Genomic DNA, 18,087 nt, shown 5'->3' with positions numbered 1-18,087 from the left:
CAGTCGCATTGGCCATCGACTCGCTCCTTCTTCAGTCGCGAGCACAATCCTATAATGAAATGAACTTCAGTTCCAGGTGACTAGACCAATTCATCGTTTCATGGAATTGATGAACTGGTCTAACTCTTTGTTTTGTCGCAATTCCGAACTCCACTTTTCCTGGAATTGCTCTACGCGGAAATATCCACCACCCCGCATTCCCCCGTCTCGCAGCCGAAGGCGAGGCGGCGGCCTTCCGGGTCCCAGCCCATGGCGGTGACGGCGCCCTTGCCGGGGCGGCGCAGGAGCACTTCCTTCTGGTCGGCAAAGCGGGCGGCGAGCACCATGCCGTCGGCGTAGCCGATCGCCACGATCTCCTCGACGGGGTGGCAGCAGACGTGGGTCACCATCGTGTCGCCGCGCGTGCCGAGCTCCAGCGGTGTCTTGCCCATGGGGCCGTCCTTGGCCTGGAAGGGCCAGACGATGGCCGCGGGCGCGCCGGATGTGGCGAGCCATCTGCCTTTGGCGCTCCATGAAAAGCTCTTCACCTTGACGGGGTAGCCGGCCATGCGCATGTGCTTGCCGTCGGCGAGCTTCCAGCCGTGCAGGGCGTTTTCCTGCATGGTGGTGACGAGAAACCTGCCGTCGGGGGAAAAGGTGATGCCCATATGGGCGCCCGCCCATTCGAGTTCGGCCGGTTTACCCTCGGTGGCGGGGAAGTGCAGCGTGGCGCCGTTGTAGCGCGCCACCGCAAGCCGCATGCCCTTGGGCGCGAAGGCGAGGCCTTCGACCGAGCGCGGGTGCTGGAATTCGCGCAGGCGCCCATCCGCGAAGCGCACATAGGCGATACGGCCGCTGGCGAAGGCCACCGCACCCTGCGGCCCGGCGGCGACGCTGGTGATCCACTTGCGGCCGATCTCTGCCAGAATCTCGATCGAGCCGTCGGGTGAGACTGCCGCGACCTTGCCGTCCTCGCCACCGGTCACGAGCCGAGCGCCGTCGGGGGTCGCGGCCAGGAGGCCGTCATGCGCCTCCGCCCATTTGTGGCCATGGTCGAGCCGGTGCACGCCGCCGTCGGCGAGCGCGAAATGGGGGATGTCGTTGAGCCAGGCGGCGGCGACGCAGTGGGCGTCGAGGTCGAGCGGGGCGACGGTGGGCATGCTTCAGGCCTGCACTGGAGAAGAGACAGGAAGGCGCCCCTTCGCGCCCCCCTCTGTCCTGAGCTTTGTCGAAGGGCCGGACATCTCCCCCGCAAGGGGGGAGATTATGCCGGCCGCTTGCTCCGGCGTCTGTTCTGCGAAGTGGGCGATTGGCGAAGCCAACCGCCGCCGCTGATCTCCCCCCTTGTGGGGGAGGTGTCCGGCCCTTCGACAAAGCTCAGGATAGAGGGGGGCAACGTAGGGTGAAAGCATAGAAGACAACCCCGCGCCCTAAACCTGACAAGCCTCAAACGCCTGCTTCAACCGTTCGGCATCGAGCTCCCGGCCGATGAAGACGAGTCGGCTTTCGCGCTTCTCGCCTTCCTTCCAGGGGCGCTGATGATCGCCTTCGACGATCATGTGCACGCCCTGCACCACATAGCGCTCGGGATCGTCGGAAAAGGCGACGATGCCCTTGAGGCGGAGGATGTTCGGGCCGTCGACCTGGGTGGTCTGCTCGATCCAGGGGAAGAACTTCTTCGGGTCCATCTCGCCGCCGCGCAGCGAGATCGAGGTCACGCCGACATCGTGAATGGCGGAGAGAGCGCCGTGGTGGTGATGATGGTCGTGGTCATGATCATGGTCATGATGATCGTGGTCGCAGTCCGGCCCGCAGACATGGTCGGGGTCGTCGTGGTCGAGGAAATGCGGATCATTGTCGAGCGCGCGGGAAAGGTCGAAGGCGCCTCGGTCGAGCACATCTGAAAGCGCCACGCCAGCGCGCTCGGTCTTGTGGATGCGGGCCGACGGGTTGATGGCGCGGATGGCCGCTTCCACCGCCGCCAGTTCCTCCACGCTGACGAGGTCCGTCTTGTTGAGCACCACGACGTCGGCGAAGGCGATCTGGTCCTGCGCTTCTTTGGAATCCTTGAGCCGGAGCGGAAGGTGCTTGGCGTCGACCAGCGCCACCACGGCGTCGAGCTTGGTCTTGGCGCGCACGTCGTCGTCCATGAAGAAGGTCTGCGCCACGGGCGCCGGGTCGGCCAGACCGGTGGTCTCGACGATAATGGCGTCGAAGCGGCCGGGCCGCCGCGTCAGCCCTTCGACCACGCGCACGAGGTCGCCGCGCACGGTGCAGCACACGCAGCCATTGTTCATCTCGTAGATTTCCTCGTCGGACTCCACGATCAGATCGTTGTCGATGCCGATCTCGCCGAACTCGTTGACGATGACGGCGTAGCGCTTGCCGTGATCTTCCGAGAGGATGCGGTTCAAAAGCGTGGTCTTGCCAGAGCCGAGATAGCCGGTAAGCACCGTGACCGGGATTTGCGAAAGCTGTTCGGACATGAATTCCCCTCGCGGGCGATGAATGGTCGTAGCCGCCCATATAAGACCATGCGGCGCGTTTTGCACGTGCCGGATCAGGCATGAACTGTTCATCTGCGTCATCCCGGAAAGCCGAAGGCTTATCCGGGACCCATTCCGTGACATCGACGTTCCGGAATGGGTCCCGGACAGCCTCCGCTTCGCTCCCGCTTCCGGGATGACGCGCGCGGGTGGGGCCGCAAGAAACCGTCGGCCACGCGATTTCGCCCCGCACCTTACGAAGAGTTCATTCGTCTTCGCCGTGCCCCACAGCTATTGTCGATAATCGGAGGCGGGCGGCTCGCAGGCAGCAAATGGGATGGCGACCATGACGACGATAACCAGACGAAAGGCCTTCGCCCTTCTTGCCGTCACGGCCGGCGGCGGCACGTTCCTCTCCGCCGATCTGTTCCTCCGCTCGCGCCCGGCGGCGGCCGCCCAGCCGCTGATCACCGGCGCCGGCGTCTGCTCGATCATGCCCGAGACGACGGAGGGGCCTTTCTATTTCGATCCCGAGCTGGAGCGGGCGGAGGTTACCGAGGGCCGCGAGGGCCTGCCGCTTACAGTGCGGCTGCAGGTGGTCAATGCTTCCTGCACGCCCATTCCCGGCGCGCGCGTCGACATCTGGCATTGCGACGCCGAGGGCGCCTATTCGGGCTATCCGCGCCAGCCGGGCGGCCGCGATACGACGGGCGAGACCTTCCTGCGCGGCACGCAGTTTGCCGACGAACAGGGCATCGCCGCCTTCTCGACCATCTATCCCGGCTGGTATCCGGGGCGCACGCCGCACATCCACTTCAAGGCGTTTCCGGACGAGCGCAGCGTGCTGACGGGACAGATGTTCTTTCCCGATGATTTCAGCCGCGCCGTCTATGGCGAACTTGCGCCCTACAACGCCCGCCCCCTCGACGGGGCAACCTTCAACGACCGCGACGGCATCGCCCGCCGCGCCGGGCCGTCGGCGCTCGCCGAGATGGCGCGGTCGGGCGGGACGGCGGAGGCCGCGCTCGTGGTCGCGGTGGCGGCGTGAGGCAAGGCTATTTCAGGAGTGTCATATCGAAGCGGTCGACATCGGCGATGAGCTCAAGAAAGCCCGACACCGCATGATCGAGCATCTTCTCGCCGGCCTCCGCGCTTGCCGCCGCCGCATTGCCGACCGTGCCTTCCGGCGAGAGATCGCGCATCATCCAGCCGAAAGCGTGCGGGCCGTAGGCGCGCAGGTGGGTGAAGTCGCGCTGGAAGCGGGCCTGCGCGGAAGGAAAATCCGCCGCCTTCTCCATCGCCACGAGGTCGGGTCTGAGCGCCAGCATGACGGAGGTCTCGATGAAGCCGCCATGGATACCCAGCGCCCGCTCCTCCTCCGGAACGAGGCCCGGCGGGTAACCGAAACGCGTCCAGCTTGTGGCGACCGCCAGCATGCGGCAGCGCGCGCGAAGCTCGGTCGCCACGACCGTCATCAGCGGCGAATTGCCGCCATGGGCATTGAGCATGACGAATTTGCGCGTTCCCGCCTGGGCGAGCTTTTCCCCAATGCCGACCCAGCGCCGCACGGCCTCCGCAAAGCCGAGCGAGACGGTGCGCGGGTCCTCCGCATGCTCGATGGAATAGCCGACTTTCTCCACCGGCAGGAAATCGACCGGCAGGCTGCCGAGCCGCGCCCCGGCGCGCGCGGCAACCGCCTCGGCGATTATCCAGTCGGTCTCCGGCGGCAGGTGCGGGCCGTGCTGCTCGGTCGCACCCACCGGCAGGACGGCTATTCTCTCACGCTTGGGCAGAGCGCATCTCCCTCTGTCATAAGATTGATACGCCAGTTTGGCATTAGCCCGGAAACGACTTGGCGAGTGGACCAAAACTACCGCGCCCCGGGCGATGCGACAAGACGAGCACCTGTTGTCAAGATCGTTTGCCGGACTATCTTCCTGTAGAAGGGGGCGGGCCTTCTGTGGAGGGGATGGGGCCGGTGCGGTAAAAGCGTGCCGGCTAAGGGCATAGGAAAAAGCAGATGGCGAAATCTTCGAAAGGTTCGATCATCGGTCGGCTGCAGGCTGCGGCGCGCCTGTCGCGCACCGTCCTCGCCGAACGGCTTCTCGACCAGGGTCTTTACGCCGGACAGGACAAGATCATGCTCGCGCTCAGCCGCGAGAACGGCCAGACGCCGAGCCAGCTCGCCGAGAAGCTGGGCGTTCGCCCACCGACCATTACCAAGACCATCAACCGGCTGGCGGCGCAGGGCTTTCTTGAAAAGCGCGCTTCGGAGGAAGACGCCCGGCGCGCCCATGTCTTCCTCACCGCAACTGGCGAGCAGGCGATCCGCGCCATTGAGAAGTCGGTGCGCAGGACGGAAAAGCAGGCCCTGAAGACCCTCGACAAGAAGGAGCAGAAGGCGCTCCAGAAGCTTCTGGCGCGCATCGAGGCGAACCTATCGAAAAACGGCCTCCCTGTGGAGGAGGAAGATGTCGAGGAAGACGCGTAGCGCCCTTCTTCCATGACGCTCTCCCGCGGCGGTACCAAAAAAGCTTTGACCTTGGCGGCGGCGATGGCATAAGCGGTTCTTAAACAGTTTAAAGAGCCGTGACTGGGACATTTCCCAGGGCCGGGAGGGGTGCGCTGGCGCAGAAAATCAAGCTTTCGACGATTGCCGACGCCCTGGGTGTTTCGACGGCAACCGTCTCCCTGGCATTGCGGGACAGCCCGCTTGTGGCGGACGCGACGCGCCAGCGCATCAAGGAGCATGCGCGCGCCATCGGCTATATCTACAACCGGCGCGCGGCAAGCCTCAGAACCTCGCGGTCCGGCATTGTCGGCGTTGTCGTGCACGACATCATGAACCCCTTCTTCGCCGAGATCCTGCGCTCCATCGAGAGCGAGCTGGACCGCTCGCGCCAGACCTTTCTTCTTTCGAACCATTACGACCAGCTGGAAAAGCAGCGCACCTTCATCGACACGCTGCTGCAGCTCGGCGCCGACGGCGTCATCATGTCGCCGGCGATCGGCACGCCGCACGAGGACATCATGCTGGCCGAGGAGAATGGCCTGCCCGCCGTGCTGATCGCCCGTTCGGTGGAGGGCGCGCGGGTGCCGGTGTTCCGCGGCGACGACGCCTACGGCATCGGGCTCGCCACCAACCACCTCATCTCGCTCGGCCACACGCGCATCGCCATGGTCGGCGGCACGGACCACACCTCGACCGGCCGCGACCGCTATCGCGGCTATGTGGTGGCGATGCAGAAGGCGGGGCTCGAGGTGAAGCCGGAATGGCGCTTTCCCGGTCCGCGCACAAAACAGGCGGGCTTCGAGATGACGGGCGCCTTCCTGGCGCTCAAGGACAAGCCGACGGCGGCCGTGTGCTGGAACGACCTCGTGGCCATCGGCCTGATGAACGGCATCGCCCGTGCCGGGCTGATGCCCGGCGTCGACATCTCGGTGACCGGTTACGACGACCTGGAGGAAGCCGCCATCGCCACGCCGGCGCTCACCACGGTATGGAACGGCCAGCGCGAGGTGGGGCGCCGGGCAGCGCGCGTGCTGCTCGACCGGCTGAACGGCGCCGAGGTGAATCCGGTCCAGGAGCTCATCAAACCGGAGCTGCACGTGCGCCAGTCGACGGCGCGGCCGGCGGAGCGGTAGGCGCGGCGCCCTTCTCCCCTTGAGGCAGGGCTATCGCATATGGATTTTGAGTCCTTGATCGGGCCCTCACCCCTCACCCCTCCCCATCCTGAGCTCGTCGAAGGGATGGGGGGTGGGGGTCCCGGCGAAGCTGAACAAAGAGTGCGTCCATATGCGATAACCCTGACTCAAGGAGAAAGGGACTACTGGTGCGCGGCCAGGCTTGGCCGGGCTACCTCGAGCGGTAGCGGCACGCGCGCGAGCTCGTCCTTCAGAAGCTCGAAGATGTCGAGCGCGGTGCGCAGGTTGAAGCGGCGTTCGTCGAAGAACATGCCGTAGCGCGCCTCCAGTTGCCCCGGCAGGATCTGCGCGCAGCCGTTGAGGTCCACCGACGGACTGTCGCGCACATAGGCCGGCAGCGGCGATAGCGCGATCCCGCTGGAGACGAGGCGGATGGCCGTCATGATGTCGTCGACCTCGCCGACCACGTCGTAGACCACCTCCTGCCGGCGCAGCCACTCGCGCGCCACAGCACCAAGCGGCGAATGCGGCGAGGGAAGGACGAGCGGCAGACCCTGCCCGTCATGTGTCATGAAATCGAGCAGGTGCTTTTCACCCACCCACTTCATGGAGAACTCGGTGGTGAGGTCCGGCGCGATCTCCGACGGGTAGAGGGCACGGAACACGGCGTCGAGCTCGCCCTGCTCGTACATCTCCTCCAGCCGCCGCGAATCGGCGATGCGCAAGGTCAGGCTCTCCCTCATCTTGCCGAGTGTGTTGCGGCGCTCCACCAGGAGCGGCGCGCAGTAGGTGCAGATGCCCACCTTGAGCTTTGAGATGTTCCTCTCGTAGCCGACGGTCTTCAGGCGTCTTTCCAGATCGAGCACCTGGCGGATGAGGCGCGAGATCTCCTCCTTGACGATGATCTTGTTGCCGACTTTCTTGATGAGCGAGGTGCCGATCGCCCGTTCGAGCCGTCCGAGATGCATGCTGATGGCGGGCTGGCTGATGCCCAGCTTCAGCGCCGCGCCGGTGAGGCTCTTGGTCTCGATCACCGCCTCGGCAGCGCGCAGTGTTGCAAACGACAATCCATCCTGTCTGTGGCCGCTCATTTCCCGCCTCTCTTTCCAATGGGAGCGAAGAACTCCCTCGTTGCGCCTGTGCTCTTGATTCCCTGTTTCACGCCTTTTCCTCTTAGTTGACGATGCCCGCGGCATGCGCGGTCCCTTCCCGCGGGCGCCGAGCGCCCGAAGGTGCGAATTCCAACTGTCGTTACCGTTTAACTGCACCGCCGATACGGACGCCGGCGATCCCCTCGTCTTTCCCGCCTGGCAGCGGACACACAACTATTAGTAGAATTCGAGGCTCAGCATTCCGCCTCACTCAGAAATGTCTCACACCCAAGCGCCCCCTTCTGTTCACCCACCGGAATACACAGAAAATTAACGCAAGAGTTGTGTAATTACAACCTAAACGAGCGACGTTTGCGAAGCAAGCTGGATGAGGACGATCAAAATCCGGTCAAGCGCTTGACCTAATTGAAAAAACTACCTGTGGAAACAGGTTGCAGAAGGCGCCTCCCGGAAGGTAACCAGCGTCAAAGCCGGGAGCGGTAAATACAACTTTTACGTTTGATATACGTGCTCGGGAGAAGCATCGTCAGGATATGATTCGCACCCCCGCGGAGACGCCCGGCACCACAACTTAATGGGTGTCGCTTCGGCATTTTCCGTGATCGGCCAACACGTGGATGACCTGGCACTCGCATACCTTGCCGTGGCCGCATTCCTCCACCATGCGCCGCAATTCGCCGCTGAGCGCCTGCAGCTTGGCGATGCGCATCTCGATCTCGCGCAGGTGGCGTGCGGCGATGCTGTCGGCTTCGTGGCAGGAGCGCTGCGGCTGCTCCGTCAATGCGAGGAGCTCGCGGATGTCGTCCATCTCGAAGCCCAGCTCCCGCGCATGGCGGATGAAGCTGAGGCGGCTCAGATCCTTCTCGTCGAACTGACGGCGGTTGCCCTCGCTGCGCGGCGGCGCGGGCATGAGGCCGATCTGCTCGTAGAAACGGATCGTCGGCACCTTCACACCGCTCTGCCGGGCGGCCTCACCGATGGAAATCGCACCCACTGTCATTTTTCCGCTTGCTCCTATAGTCGCTAGAGGAAGTAAGGCTTTGCCTGGATGCAATCAAGGATCTCGCAAGGACCAGGTGAATGGCCGAAATTTCGAGCAGGAGCCGCTATCGGGTCGACGGCATGGATTGCGCCGGCTGCGCGCGCAAGATCGACACCGCCGTGCGCCGCATCAGCGGCGTCGAGGACGTAGCGGTCTCCGCCACGACCGGCACGATGACGGTGGATCATGCTGACCTCGCCGAGGTGCGCCCGGCGATCGAAAGGCAGGTGACGCGTCTTGGCTACGGGCTTCGGCCGGTGGCCGGGAGCGACGGCGCGGGCGCCTCTGGCACATGCTGCGGCGGCTCGGCCCAGACCGTCTCTACCGCCCGCCCCGACGATGGCACTGAGGCGCCCTGGTGGGATCAGCCGCGCGTCCGGCTGACGGCTTCCTGCGGCCTTGCGCTGGTCGCCGCCTTTGCCGCCGCGCGCTTCTTCCCCGAATTCAACGGCTGGCTCTATGCGGCGGCCATGCTGGTGGGCCTGGTGCCGATCGCCCGCCGCGCTTTCACCGCCGCAATCGCCGGCACGCCCTTTTCCATCGAGACGTTGATGACGATTGCCGCCGTCGGCGCTGTCATCATCGGCGCGGCGGAGGAAGCCGCCGTGGTCATCTTCCTGTTCCTCGTCGGCGAGCTTCTGGAAGGCATTGCGGCGGGCCGCGCACGCGCCAGCATCCACGCCCTGAGCGCCCTCGTGCCGAAGACGGCGCGCCTGGAGCGGGCGGGCGGGCGCACCGAGGAGGTGGAGGCCGACAGCCTCGCCATCGGCGATGTGATCGTGGCGCGGCCGGGCGACCGCATTGCTGCCGACGGCGCAGTGCTTTCCGGCGCGAGCGCGGTGAACGAGGCGCCGGTGACGGGCGAGAGCACGCCGGCCGGCAAGGAGCCGGGCGATGCCGTTTATGCGGGAACGGTGAACGGCGACGGTGTGCTGCGCATCCGCGTGGCTGCTGCGGCCGAGGACAACACCATCGCCCGCGTCGTCAAGCTCGTCGAAGAGGCGCAGGAGAAGAAGGCGCCGACCGAGCGCTTCATCGACCGTTTCTCGCGTTACTACACACCGGGCGTGGTGCTGCTTGCCCTGCTCGTGGCCACCGTGCCGCCGCTTGCGGCAGGCGAACCCTGGCTTGAATGGGTCTATAAGGGCCTCACCATCCTCATCATCGGCTGCCCCTGCGCGCTGGTGATCTCCACGCCGGCGGCCATCGCCGCCGCGCTTTCGGCGGGCGCGCGGCGCGGGCTGCTGATGAAGGGCGGCGCCGTGCTGGAGGAGGTCGGCCGCCTGCAGGCCATCGCCTTCGACAAGACGGGCACGCTGACGGAAGGCCGGCCGCAGGTGACGGACGTCGTGGCCTTCGGGGAAGATGCGGCGGAGGTGCTGCGCCTGGCGGCGGCGCTGGAGTGGGATTCCAGCCATCCACTGGCGCTCGCCGTCCTCGAGCGGGCGATGACTGACAGCATCGACGTTCCTCCCGCCACGGAAGCTTCGGCGCTTGGCGGCAAAGGCGTGACCGGCTCCGTGGAGGGCAAGGCGCTCTTCTTCGGATCTCCCAAAGCCGTGGGCGAAAGGCGCGCGCTGTCGGCGGAACAGAGACGGGCGATCGCCGCGCTGAACGACGAGGGCAAGACGGTTTCCGTCCTTCTGGCGGACGGCAGGGTCGCCGGCGCCATCGCCATGCGCGACGAGCCGCGCGAGGATGCCCGCTCCGGCCTCGCCCTGCTCAAGGCGGCCGGTATCCGCACAATCATGCTGACCGGCGACAACCGCCGCACCGCCGAAGCCATCGGTCGCGACCTCGGCGTCGAGGTGCATGCGGAGCTGATGCCCGAGGACAAGAGCCGCATCGTCGAGGCGCTAAAGGACGAGGGCTTGAAGGTCGGCAAGGTGGGGGACGGCATCAACGACGCGCCGGCGCTTGCCACCGCCGATATCGGCATCGCCATGGGCGGCGGCACGGACGTGGCGCTGGAGACGGCGGACGCGGCGATCCTGCACGGACGGCTGCACGACGTCTGGGCGATGGTTGCCCTCTCCAGGCGGGCGATGGCCAATATCTGGCAGAACATCTCCATCGCCATCGGGCTGAAGCTGGTGTTCCTTATCACGACGGTGCTCGGCATCACCGGGCTATGGCCGGCCATCCTGGCCGACACCGGCGCGACGGTGCTGGTGACGGCGAATGCCATGCGGCTGCTTGGGTGGAAGGGGCGCTAAGAAGGGTTGAGGCGGCGAACTGGGTGTTGGCGCGTCTGTTCAAGCCCCTCTCGGCGCCCCGATCCGCGCGCGGTGCGGCGCGAACAGGCAGGCTAGCGCCAGGATGAGGCCGGAGACGGTGGCGATCATGCCAGCGGCGCTGACGGCGTTGTCGGCGCCAAGCCATAAGGGGCCGTAGCCGGCGAGTACATAGCCGAGGACAGCGGAAAGCGTGGCAAAGACGACGCTCCACAACACCTGGATTTCCAGCCGGTTCGTCATCAGCCTGGCCGCGGCGGGCGGGCAGATGAACATGGCGATGACGATGATGGAGCCCACGGCATCGAATGCGGCGACGGCCGCCACGGCGGCGGTGATGACAAGGCCGAGGCTGAGTGCGGCCGTGGGGATGCCGACCGCGCCGGCGAAGCCCTCGTCGAAGGTGGAGAGCTTCAGGGGGCGCCAGAAGATGACGGTGAGAGCCAGGATCAGGACGGCGGCGGCGGCCATGCGGAAGAGTTCCGGCGGCAGCGCGGCGAGCGCTGCCGGATCCGCGAGCGAGCCCCAGCCTTCGGCCGAGAACCAGATGAGGCTTTCCAGATTGCCGTAGAGCGCATGCTCCACGTCGAGATGGACGCCGCTGGTGTCGCTCTGCTCCAGGAGCAGCACGCCGGCGGCGAAGAGCGACGTGAAGACGACGCCCATGGCCGCCCCCGGCTCGATGCGCCCGACACGCCTGATGGCCTCGATGAGGACGACGGCGACCACCGCGGCGCCCGCCGCCCCGAGAAGCATGGGCCATGTGGAGATGATGCCCGTGAGGAGGAAGGCGACGACGATGCCCGGCAGAACCACATGGCTGATGGCGTCGCCGATCAGCGCCTGCCGCCTGAGAATGAGGAAATTGCCCGGCAATGCGCAGGCGATCGCCGCAAGGATGCCGATCAGGAGCGGCGTGAGGCTGAGCTGTACGAATTCCGCGCCCATTGCGATGCTCCTCAGGCGACCGGCGCCGGCGGGCCGAGCTGCCGGTCGATCTCGGCGATCTCGTCGCGCGTCAAAACGGATTCGATGGGGGTGAGCCCGTCGTAGCGGCCCGACACCGCCTCGTCCTGGTAGACCTGGCGGGCGAGTGCCCAGCGCTTCTCGTCGCGCAGGGTCTTGGCGGCAAGCGCCCTGCCCTCCTCCGTCGCCACGGCGTCCTGCCGGATGAGGCGCTCGCGGCGCAGCACGGTGAGCGTCAGCGGATCGAATATGGCCTCGCCATGGGCAAGCGCCAGGAGACCCTGCCGCCGGTGCACGCGCAACTGGAACCGGCGGTGGCGGACCAGCGCCGCCAGCACCCCGCGCCCAGGCGCGAAGAGAAGCGACAGGAGGAAGAGAGCAAAGCTCACCAAAACGATGATGGGGCCCGTCGGCAGGTTGGGGGCCGATGCCGAGAGCGCCGCCCCGAGATAGCCCGAAAACCCGCCGACGGCGCCGGCGATCAGGAGCACGCGGTCCGTCCGCTCCGTCCAGAGGCGGGCGGTGACCGGCGGGATGATGAGCATGGCCACGACGAGGATGAGGCCGACAAGCTTCAGCCCGATGACGGTGACCGCCATCACAAGCCCCATCATGGCGAGATCCATACGCCGCACGTCTATGCCGGAAGCCGTTGCGAACCCGGCGTCGAAGGCGACCAGCGTCATCGGCCGCCTCAGGAGCAGCACGAAGGCGACGGCGAGCGCGCCGCCCAGCGCGATGACCACGGCATCCTGGAAGAGCATGCCCGCCGTCGAGCCGAGCAGGAAGCTTTCCAACCCCGCCTGATAGCCGCTGGACATGGTCTGGATGATGGTGAGAAGCACGATGCCGAAACCGAAGAAGACGGACAGCACCGCGCCGATGGCCGCGTCCTCGGCAAGCCGTGTGCGGCTGGCGATCCACTCGACGGCGAGGAGGCCGAGGCCGGCGGAGACGGCGGAGCCGAGAAGAAGGCCCGGAAGATTGCGGCCGTCGCCGCCGAATGCCACCATCGCCATGAAGGCGATGCCGACGCCCGGCAGCGTTGCATGCGCCACGGCATCGCTCACCAGCGCCCGCTTGCGCAGGAAGAGGAAAGTGCCGCCGGAGCCGGCGGCCATGCCGAGAAGTGCCGCGCCCAGCGCCACCAGGGCGGCATTATAGCCGGCCTGTAGGAGGAGCGCGTCAAGGAGGAGGCCGGGCATGGGTCAGGGCCTCGGGTGCGGGAGGGAGGCGTTCCCTCTCTTGAAGCGTGGCGGATTTGGATGATGGAGAGGCGAGGTCAGCGCCCTTTCGCGCCCCCCTCTGTCCTGCCGGACATCTCCCCCACGAGGGGGGAGATCGGCCGTCGCGGATGATTTCGCCAATCGGCAACGTTGTAGAATAGGCGCCGGAGCAGGCGGCCGGTGCAATCTCCCCCCTTGTGGGGGAGATGTCCGGCAGGACAGAGGGGGGCGCGAAGGGACGCCAACTTCCCCGACCGGCCAGGCGACACGCGTTGGAAACCGCATCTCAATCGCCCCTAAGCCGCCGGCAGCTTCAGCTGGTCGATATGCGCCGTCGCCAGCCGCCCGCCGTAGGTCTTCTGCAGGTTTTCGGCGGTGAAGGTGGTGGCGACGGGGCCTTCGGCGATCTTGCGCACGTTGATGAGGAGCACGTGGTCGAAATAGTCGGTCACGGTCGCCAGATCGTGGTGCACGCAGACGACGGTGCGGTTTTCCGCCTTGAGGGATTTGAGCACGTCGATGATGGCCTTCTCGGTAGCCGCGTCAACGCCGGCGAAGGGCTCGTCGAGCAGGTAGAGCTCAGCGTTCTGCGCCAGCGCGCGGGCGAGGAAGATGCGCTGCTGCTGGCCGCCGGAGAGCTGGCCGATCTGGCGGTCGGCGAAATCGGCCATGCCGACACGCTCCAGGCAGGCGACCGCCCGCTCGCGGTGGTGGCGGCGCACGAGGTGAAGCAGGCCGAGCTCACGGTAGAGCCCCATCAAGACGACGTCGATGACGCGGGTCGGGAAATCCCAGTCCACGGAGGCGCGCTGCGGCACGTAGGCGATGCGGTGCATGACGTGCGCCAGCGGCGCGCCGAACACCATGACACGGCCGGAAAGGCGCGGCACGATGCCGAGCGCGGCCTTCAGAAGCGTCGATTTGCCGGCACCGTTGGGACCGATGATGGCGGTCATGGATTCGGCCGGCACCGTGGCGTCGATGGAGAAGACCGCCGGCTTCTCTCCGTAGGAGACCGTCAGCTCCTGCATGGCGAGGGGGCTGTCGGTGGGGGCCGGGTGGGAGACGCGTTCTCCCGCCTCGCTGGCCAGTTCGAGCGCCGCGTTGTTCATCTTCGCCTCGTTCCTCAACTGTCGACCGCCCTCAACTGCCGACCGCCAAGCGGCTGAGCATGCCGCGCTCCGGCGCTTCTCCGCCGAGCGCGCGGGTGATCGTCGTCACGTTGTGATCGATCATGCCGATGTAGGTGCCCTCGTAGGTGCCGTCGCGGCCCATGGCGTCGGAGAAGAGCTGGCCGCCGACCGTGACGTCCTGGCCCTTGGCCGCCGCCCCCTCGATGAGGGCGCGCATGTTGCGGTCCGAGACGGAGGATTCGACGAAGACGGCGCCGATCCTGCGCTTCACAAGCGTGTCGACCAGCTCCGAGACGCGGTTGAGCCCGGCCTCGCTCTGCGTGGAGATGCCCTGGATGCCGAGGACCTCGAAATCATAGGCGCGGCCGAAATAGTTGAAGGCGTCGTGCGCCGTCACCAGGACGCGGGTTTCCTCCGGCACGGTGGCGAGCACCTGCTTCGCATAGTCGGAAAGGGCGGCCACGTCATCGAGGTGGCTTTCGGCATTGGCGCGGAAAAGCGCTTCGCCCTCGGGACGCGCAGCGATCAGCGCATCACGCACGGAAACGACCACCTTCGACCACAGGTCGGGGTCCATCCACACGTGCGGGTCGTAGCGGTTCTCGTAATCGTCATGGGCGAGCAGCACGTTTCGCGGCAGTTCCTCGGCGACGGCGACCACCGTTCGCCGCGCCCCGAGCGAATGCATGAAGTCCTCCATCTGGGCTTCCAGATAGAGGCCGTGCCACAGCACCAGGTCGGCGCGCGTCATGGCGAGGATGTCGGTGCGGGTCTGGCGGTAGGCATGCGGGTCGACGCCCGGCCCCATCAGCGCCCGCACCTCGACCAGGTCGCCGCCTATCTGGCGTGCCGCATCGGCGATCATACCGGTGGTGGCGACCACCTTGAGCGGGCTCTGCGCCCCCGCCACCGAAACCGGCAACGCCGCCGCAAAAAACGCGGCCAACCCCGCCAGCATCGAACGCCTGATCCAGTCCGCCATATTCATCCTTTCGGGATTTCTTCCGCAGGTGCGAATTATTCGCAAAACCCGCCTCGGCCCTCTCATGTTCCACAATTAATGCAATTGCGAATGATTTGCAAGAAGGGAAAATCAGCTTTGCCTTGGCGACGGATAAGGCTGTGCTTTGGGCCGGGGTTTCAAGGCACAGAACGCCGTTCGATGCGTATACCTACATAACGGAAAGATTACGGTTCCACAAAAATCGTGAAATTCCGCCTATCGACAGGGCGTCGATTTTGCTTCAGGGGAAATCCGTACTCTGGAAATTTACGGTAAACATATTATATAACTATCTGATCACGTATACATTTTTCAGCTTCGCCAAACGAAGAGGCCGCCCGAGCTTGCATATTCTCCTCCCCTCTGGACGGCTGCCGACACGGCTGGCGAGATTGAGCAAGCAGGTACGCCGCATCGGGCGCTATCGGTTTGCACCATCAATAACGATAATCTGGTGATTCGTTTTTAGAACCAGTGGATTGCTCAACTGTCAGGGGCTGCGGCGGCGTCGATGCTTCCGCAGCCCCTTTTTTCTTCCCAGTTGCTCCCGGTAGCCTTCATGAACGCCCGTAGACGTCGTCGAAGCGCACGATGTCGTCCTCACCCAGATAGTCGCCCGTCTGCACCTCGATCAGCACAAGCGTCATGATGCCCGGGTTTTCCAGGCGGTGTTTGGCGCCGCACGGGATATAGGTGGACTGGTCGGTGGCAAGCATCATCTCCTTGTCGCCGTTGACGATGCGCGCCGTCCCCGACACCACCACCCAGTGCTCCGCGCGATGGTGGTGCATCTGCAGGCTGAGGCGGGCGCCGGGCTTCACCTCAATGCGCTTGATCTTGAAACGCGGCCCCTCCTCCAGCACCGTGTAGGCACCCCAGGGGCGGTAAACGGTGCGGTGGACGCGGTGGGTCTCATTGCCCTCCTCCTTGAGCCGGTTGTAGAGCAGCTTCACATCCTGCGCCCGCTCCCGCGTGGTCACCAGGAGGGCGTCCGGCGTGTCGGCAATGATCAGGTTCTCGACGCCGACGACGCCGATCAGCCGGTCGCTGCCGTGGATGACATTGCCGCTGGAGCCGATCGCCATGACGGGACCGAGGGTGCGGTTGCCCTCCTCGTCGCCCGCATATTGCGCGCCGAGAGCGGCCCACGAGCCGATGTCGTTCCAGCCGATGTCGCAGGGCACCACCGAGGTGTTCGGCGCCTTCTCCAGGACCGCATAATCGATCGAGTTGGCGGGCACCTGGGCAAAAAGCGCGGCGTCGAGCTCGATCCGCTCGACGTTTTCGCCGTCGATACGTATGGCGGCGTCCAGGCTTTCCCGGCAGCCTGCGAGGATATCCGGGCACAGCGTCTCCATCAGCCCGATCATGGTCTGCGCCTGGAAACAGAACATGCCGGAGTTCCACGAGAAGCGGCCGCTTTCCAAGTATTTCTGTGCCGTCTTCACATCGGGCTTTTCCACGAAGCGCAGCACATCCGTGCCGTCGGCCTCGATGTAGCCGTAGCCGGTTTCCGGCCTGTCCGGCTTTATGCCGAACGTGACGACGCGGCCCTCGCGGGCAAGCTTTTCCGCCCTGCGCACCGCCTCGGTGAGCGCCGGCACGTCGCCGATCACGTGATCGGCCGGCAAAACGCACAGCGCCGTCTCGCCGCCCAGCGCGTCGGCCGCCTCGAGACAGGCGGCGGCGATGGCGGCCGCCGTGTTGCGGCCTTCCGGCTCGAGCAGGAAACGGCCATGGCCGAAATCGACGCCGATCTGGCGGTACTCATCCTCGATGGCGAAGAAGAGCTCGCGATTGGTCACCGTGATGAGATCGCCGGCCCCCGGCAAGGCCATTGCGCGCAAAAGCGCGTGCTGGATGAGCGAACGGCCGTCGGCCAACCGGATGAGCGGCTTCGGATGGTTCTCCCGCGACAGCGGCCACAGACGGGAACCCGCCCCGCCGCAGATGATAACCGGTACGATGCCCATCCCGCTCTCCGCCTCGTCTCTTCGGCCTGCTTACGTGTTCTTTAGACCAGTTCATCGTTTCACGGAATCGATGAACTGGTCTAACTCGTTGTTTTGTCGCAATTCCGGACGGAAAAACGGTTTCCACTTTTCCTGGAATTGCTCTAGCGCCACCAATAGCACAACGGGCCGGGGTTAGGGCATTGTACTTGCGGTAGGACTAACACGTGAAAAATGACTAACCCCTCCGCGCGAGGGCCCCGCGTGCTTCACTCAATCCAGCTTCAACCGGGCGACGAGATTGCGCGCGGCCGAGAAGAACTCGCGATAAAGGATGACGAGGAAGATCAGCACCGTCACGGCGATGGAGGCGGCGGGCGAGACGAACCAGGCGAGCATGCCGAGCGCAAAGTAATAGGCGCGGATACCCTGGTTGAAGTTGCGCGCGCCGAGCGTGTTCAGCGCCGCGATCACGAACACCTCCTCCGGATCGCTTTCCTCCGCATGGTCGGCCGCGCCCAGCATGATGCAGAAATGGTTGAACTGCCTGAGCGAGAGGGTGAAGGAGAGAAAGGCCAGGACGAACATCAGGAGCAGGACTGCCAGATGCAATTCCACGTCCTGTTTGGTCAACGCCTGGTCGGGCTGGATGGCGCTGACGGCCTCCACCACCGAGCTGATCTGGCCGAAGACGGCGAACAGCGCCAGGATGATCAGCACCGTCGTCGAGGCGAAGAAGGCGACCGCGCTCATCAGGTTGCCGGACAGGATGGCGTCGAGCGGCGTCTCCCGGCGCACAGCGTTCTCGACCCAGCGGCGGCGTTGCGCGCCCATGATGATCGAAAGCGACGGCCGCACGACCTCGATGCGGCCGGCAAGCAAAGTGTAGAAGATCCAGCACAGAAGCGGGAACAGGGAGCCGGCCAGCGTCACGTCGCTTCACCCCTAAGAGGTTGAGTTTTCCCTTTTCTATGCGCGCGCAGCGGCGAGCGCAAATGGGACGCTTCGCATGAAACAGTCGCGTGAAAAGTGGAGCATTCGAGGCGGTTGTCGAGGACCGGCGCCGACCGGTTTCGGAGCGGGTTGCGCGCAATTCGGGAGATGACGGCGCCCCGTCGCGCCCCCCTCTGTCCTGCCGGACATCTCCCCCACGAGTGGGGAGATCGGTCGTCCGCTTGCTCCGGCACCTGTTCTGCAACGTAGAGCGAAAGCAGTCGCGATAGCCAATCTCCCCCTTGTGGGCAGGGGAATCGCATATCAGTATTTTCTTTATTGCCAAGAAGGTTTGGATGGATTCTTGAGAGGCTTT

General features: G+C 65.4%; 15 protein-coding genes. 4 read left to right on the top strand and 11 right to left on the bottom strand.

The features are described from left to right. Positions 1-170: 170 nt before the first annotated feature. Both GM910_RS25110 and GM910_RS25105 read right to left on the bottom strand, forming a co-directional pair. Positions 171-1,139, bottom strand: a complete 969-nt coding sequence (locus GM910_RS25110) for a WD40 repeat domain-containing protein (protein ID WP_159593236.1) — start codon at positions 1,137-1,139, stop codon at positions 171-173. A gap of 270 nt (positions 1,140-1,409) precedes the next feature. Then, the gene (locus GM910_RS25105) at positions 1,410-2,465 is read right to left on the bottom strand and encodes a CobW family GTP-binding protein (RefSeq protein ID WP_159593233.1); all 1,056 of its coding nucleotides are present in this window, start codon (positions 2,463-2,465) and stop codon (positions 1,410-1,412) included. Between the two features lie 346 nt (positions 2,466-2,811). Between GM910_RS25105 and GM910_RS25100 the strand changes: the two genes are divergently transcribed. Continuing rightward, a complete protein-coding gene (locus GM910_RS25100; RefSeq protein ID WP_159593230.1) occupies positions 2,812-3,513 on the top strand; it encodes an intradiol ring-cleavage dioxygenase in 702 nt (233 codons plus the stop codon). Positions 3,514-3,520: 7 nt separating this feature from the next. Here GM910_RS25100 and GM910_RS25095 read toward each other — a convergent pair whose 3' ends face one another. Further along, on the bottom strand, positions 3,521-4,258 hold the full coding sequence (locus GM910_RS25095; RefSeq protein WP_159593245.1) for a creatininase family protein: 738 nt from the start codon (positions 4,256-4,258) through the stop codon (positions 3,521-3,523). 227 nt (positions 4,259-4,485) lie between these two features. On the opposite strand from GM910_RS25095, the gene GM910_RS25090 reads away from it, so the two are divergent. Together GM910_RS25090 and GM910_RS25085 are read left to right on the top strand one after the other, a co-directional pair. After that, positions 4,486-4,956, top strand: a complete 471-nt coding sequence (locus GM910_RS25090) for a MarR family winged helix-turn-helix transcriptional regulator (RefSeq protein ID WP_159593227.1) — start codon at positions 4,486-4,488, stop codon at positions 4,954-4,956. 134 nt (positions 4,957-5,090) lie between these two features. Then, complete coding sequence (locus GM910_RS25085; protein WP_159593242.1) at positions 5,091-6,110, top strand: LacI family DNA-binding transcriptional regulator; 1,020 nt, start codon at positions 5,091-5,093, stop codon at positions 6,108-6,110. Between the two features lie 182 nt (positions 6,111-6,292). Here GM910_RS25085 and GM910_RS25080 read toward each other — a convergent pair whose 3' ends face one another. Both GM910_RS25080 and GM910_RS25075 read right to left on the bottom strand, forming a co-directional pair. Next, a complete protein-coding gene (locus GM910_RS25080) occupies positions 6,293-7,201 on the bottom strand; it encodes a LysR family transcriptional regulator (RefSeq protein WP_159593224.1) in 909 nt (302 codons plus the stop codon). 592 nt (positions 7,202-7,793) lie between these two features. Further along, positions 7,794-8,216 carry a MerR family transcriptional regulator gene (locus GM910_RS25075; protein ID WP_159593239.1) on the bottom strand — a complete coding sequence of 141 codons (423 nt, stop codon included), beginning with the start codon at positions 8,214-8,216 and terminating at the stop codon, positions 7,794-7,796. A gap of 86 nt (positions 8,217-8,302) precedes the next feature. Between GM910_RS25075 and GM910_RS25070 the strand changes: the two genes are divergently transcribed. Beyond that, the gene (locus tag GM910_RS25070) at positions 8,303-10,480 is read left to right on the top strand and encodes a heavy metal translocating P-type ATPase (protein WP_159593221.1); all 2,178 of its coding nucleotides are present in this window, start codon (positions 8,303-8,305) and stop codon (positions 10,478-10,480) included. A 39-nt stretch (positions 10,481-10,519) separates the two neighbouring features. Here the strand turns inward: GM910_RS25070 and GM910_RS25065 are convergent, their stop codons facing one another. The 6 genes from GM910_RS25065 to GM910_RS25040 all read right to left on the bottom strand — a co-directional run bounded on the left by GM910_RS25065 (position 10,520) and on the right by GM910_RS25040 (position 17,711). Next, positions 10,520-11,446 carry a metal ABC transporter permease gene (locus tag GM910_RS25065; protein ID WP_159593218.1) on the bottom strand — a complete coding sequence of 309 codons (927 nt, stop codon included), beginning with the start codon at positions 11,444-11,446 and terminating at the stop codon, positions 10,520-10,522. Positions 11,447-11,457: 11 nt separating this feature from the next. Next, positions 11,458-12,669, bottom strand: coding sequence for a metal ABC transporter permease (locus GM910_RS25060; RefSeq protein ID WP_159593215.1), 1,212 nt, complete (start codon positions 12,667-12,669; stop codon positions 11,458-11,460). Positions 12,670-12,986: 317 nt separating this feature from the next. After that, positions 12,987-13,802 (bottom strand): metal ABC transporter ATP-binding protein, encoded by an 816-nt coding sequence (locus GM910_RS25055; protein ID WP_159593212.1) that lies wholly within the window; start codon positions 13,800-13,802, stop codon positions 12,987-12,989. Between the two features lie 31 nt (positions 13,803-13,833). Beyond that, complete coding sequence (locus GM910_RS25050) at positions 13,834-14,805, bottom strand: metal ABC transporter solute-binding protein, Zn/Mn family (protein ID WP_159593209.1); 972 nt, start codon at positions 14,803-14,805, stop codon at positions 13,834-13,836. Positions 14,806-15,383: 578 nt separating this feature from the next. Further along, entirely contained in the window at positions 15,384-16,799 is a 1,416-nt protein-coding gene (locus GM910_RS25045; protein WP_159593206.1) for a mannose-1-phosphate guanylyltransferase/mannose-6-phosphate isomerase, read from the bottom strand. 252 nt (positions 16,800-17,051) lie between these two features. Beyond that, entirely contained in the window at positions 17,052-17,711 is a 660-nt protein-coding gene (locus GM910_RS25040) for a DUF599 domain-containing protein (RefSeq protein ID WP_159593203.1), read from the bottom strand. Positions 17,712-18,087: the final 376 nt, after the last annotated feature.

Origin of the sequence: Chelativorans xinjiangensis, from assembly GCF_009812055.1 — a bacterium.
Taxonomy (GTDB): Bacteria; Pseudomonadota; Alphaproteobacteria; order Rhizobiales; family Rhizobiaceae; genus Chelativorans; species Chelativorans xinjiangense.
Note: the sequence above shows the minus strand (reverse complement) of the source record. Positions and strands in the feature narration are given on the sequence as shown.

Excerpts from the sequence above, each read along its gene's own strand:
- GM910_RS25070 (WP_159593221.1), top strand. The coding sequence starts at position 8,303 with ATGGCCGAAATTTCGAGCAGGAGCCGCTATCGGGTCGACGGCATGGAT.
- GM910_RS25055 (WP_159593212.1), bottom strand. The coding sequence starts at position 13,802 with ATGAACAACGCGGCGCTCGAACTGGCCAGCGAGGCGGGAGAACGCGTC.
- GM910_RS25050 (WP_159593209.1), bottom strand. The coding sequence starts at position 14,805 with ATGGCGGACTGGATCAGGCGTTCGATGCTGGCGGGGTTGGCCGCGTTT.
- GM910_RS25080 (WP_159593224.1), bottom strand. The coding sequence starts at position 7,201 with ATGAGCGGCCACAGACAGGATGGATTGTCGTTTGCAACACTGCGCGCT.
- GM910_RS25060 (WP_159593215.1), bottom strand. The coding sequence starts at position 12,669 with ATGCCCGGCCTCCTCCTTGACGCGCTCCTCCTACAGGCCGGCTATAAT.
- GM910_RS25110 (WP_159593236.1), bottom strand. The coding sequence starts at position 1,139 with ATGCCCACCGTCGCCCCGCTCGACCTCGACGCCCACTGCGTCGCCGCC.
- GM910_RS25045 (WP_159593206.1), bottom strand. The coding sequence starts at position 16,799 with ATGGGCATCGTACCGGTTATCATCTGCGGCGGGGCGGGTTCCCGTCTG.
- GM910_RS25105 (WP_159593233.1), bottom strand. The coding sequence starts at position 2,465 with ATGTCCGAACAGCTTTCGCAAATCCCGGTCACGGTGCTTACCGGCTAT.
- GM910_RS25090 (WP_159593227.1), top strand. The coding sequence starts at position 4,486 with ATGGCGAAATCTTCGAAAGGTTCGATCATCGGTCGGCTGCAGGCTGCG.
- GM910_RS25100 (WP_159593230.1), top strand. The coding sequence starts at position 2,812 with ATGACGACGATAACCAGACGAAAGGCCTTCGCCCTTCTTGCCGTCACG.
- GM910_RS25065 (WP_159593218.1), bottom strand. The coding sequence starts at position 11,446 with ATGGGCGCGGAATTCGTACAGCTCAGCCTCACGCCGCTCCTGATCGGC.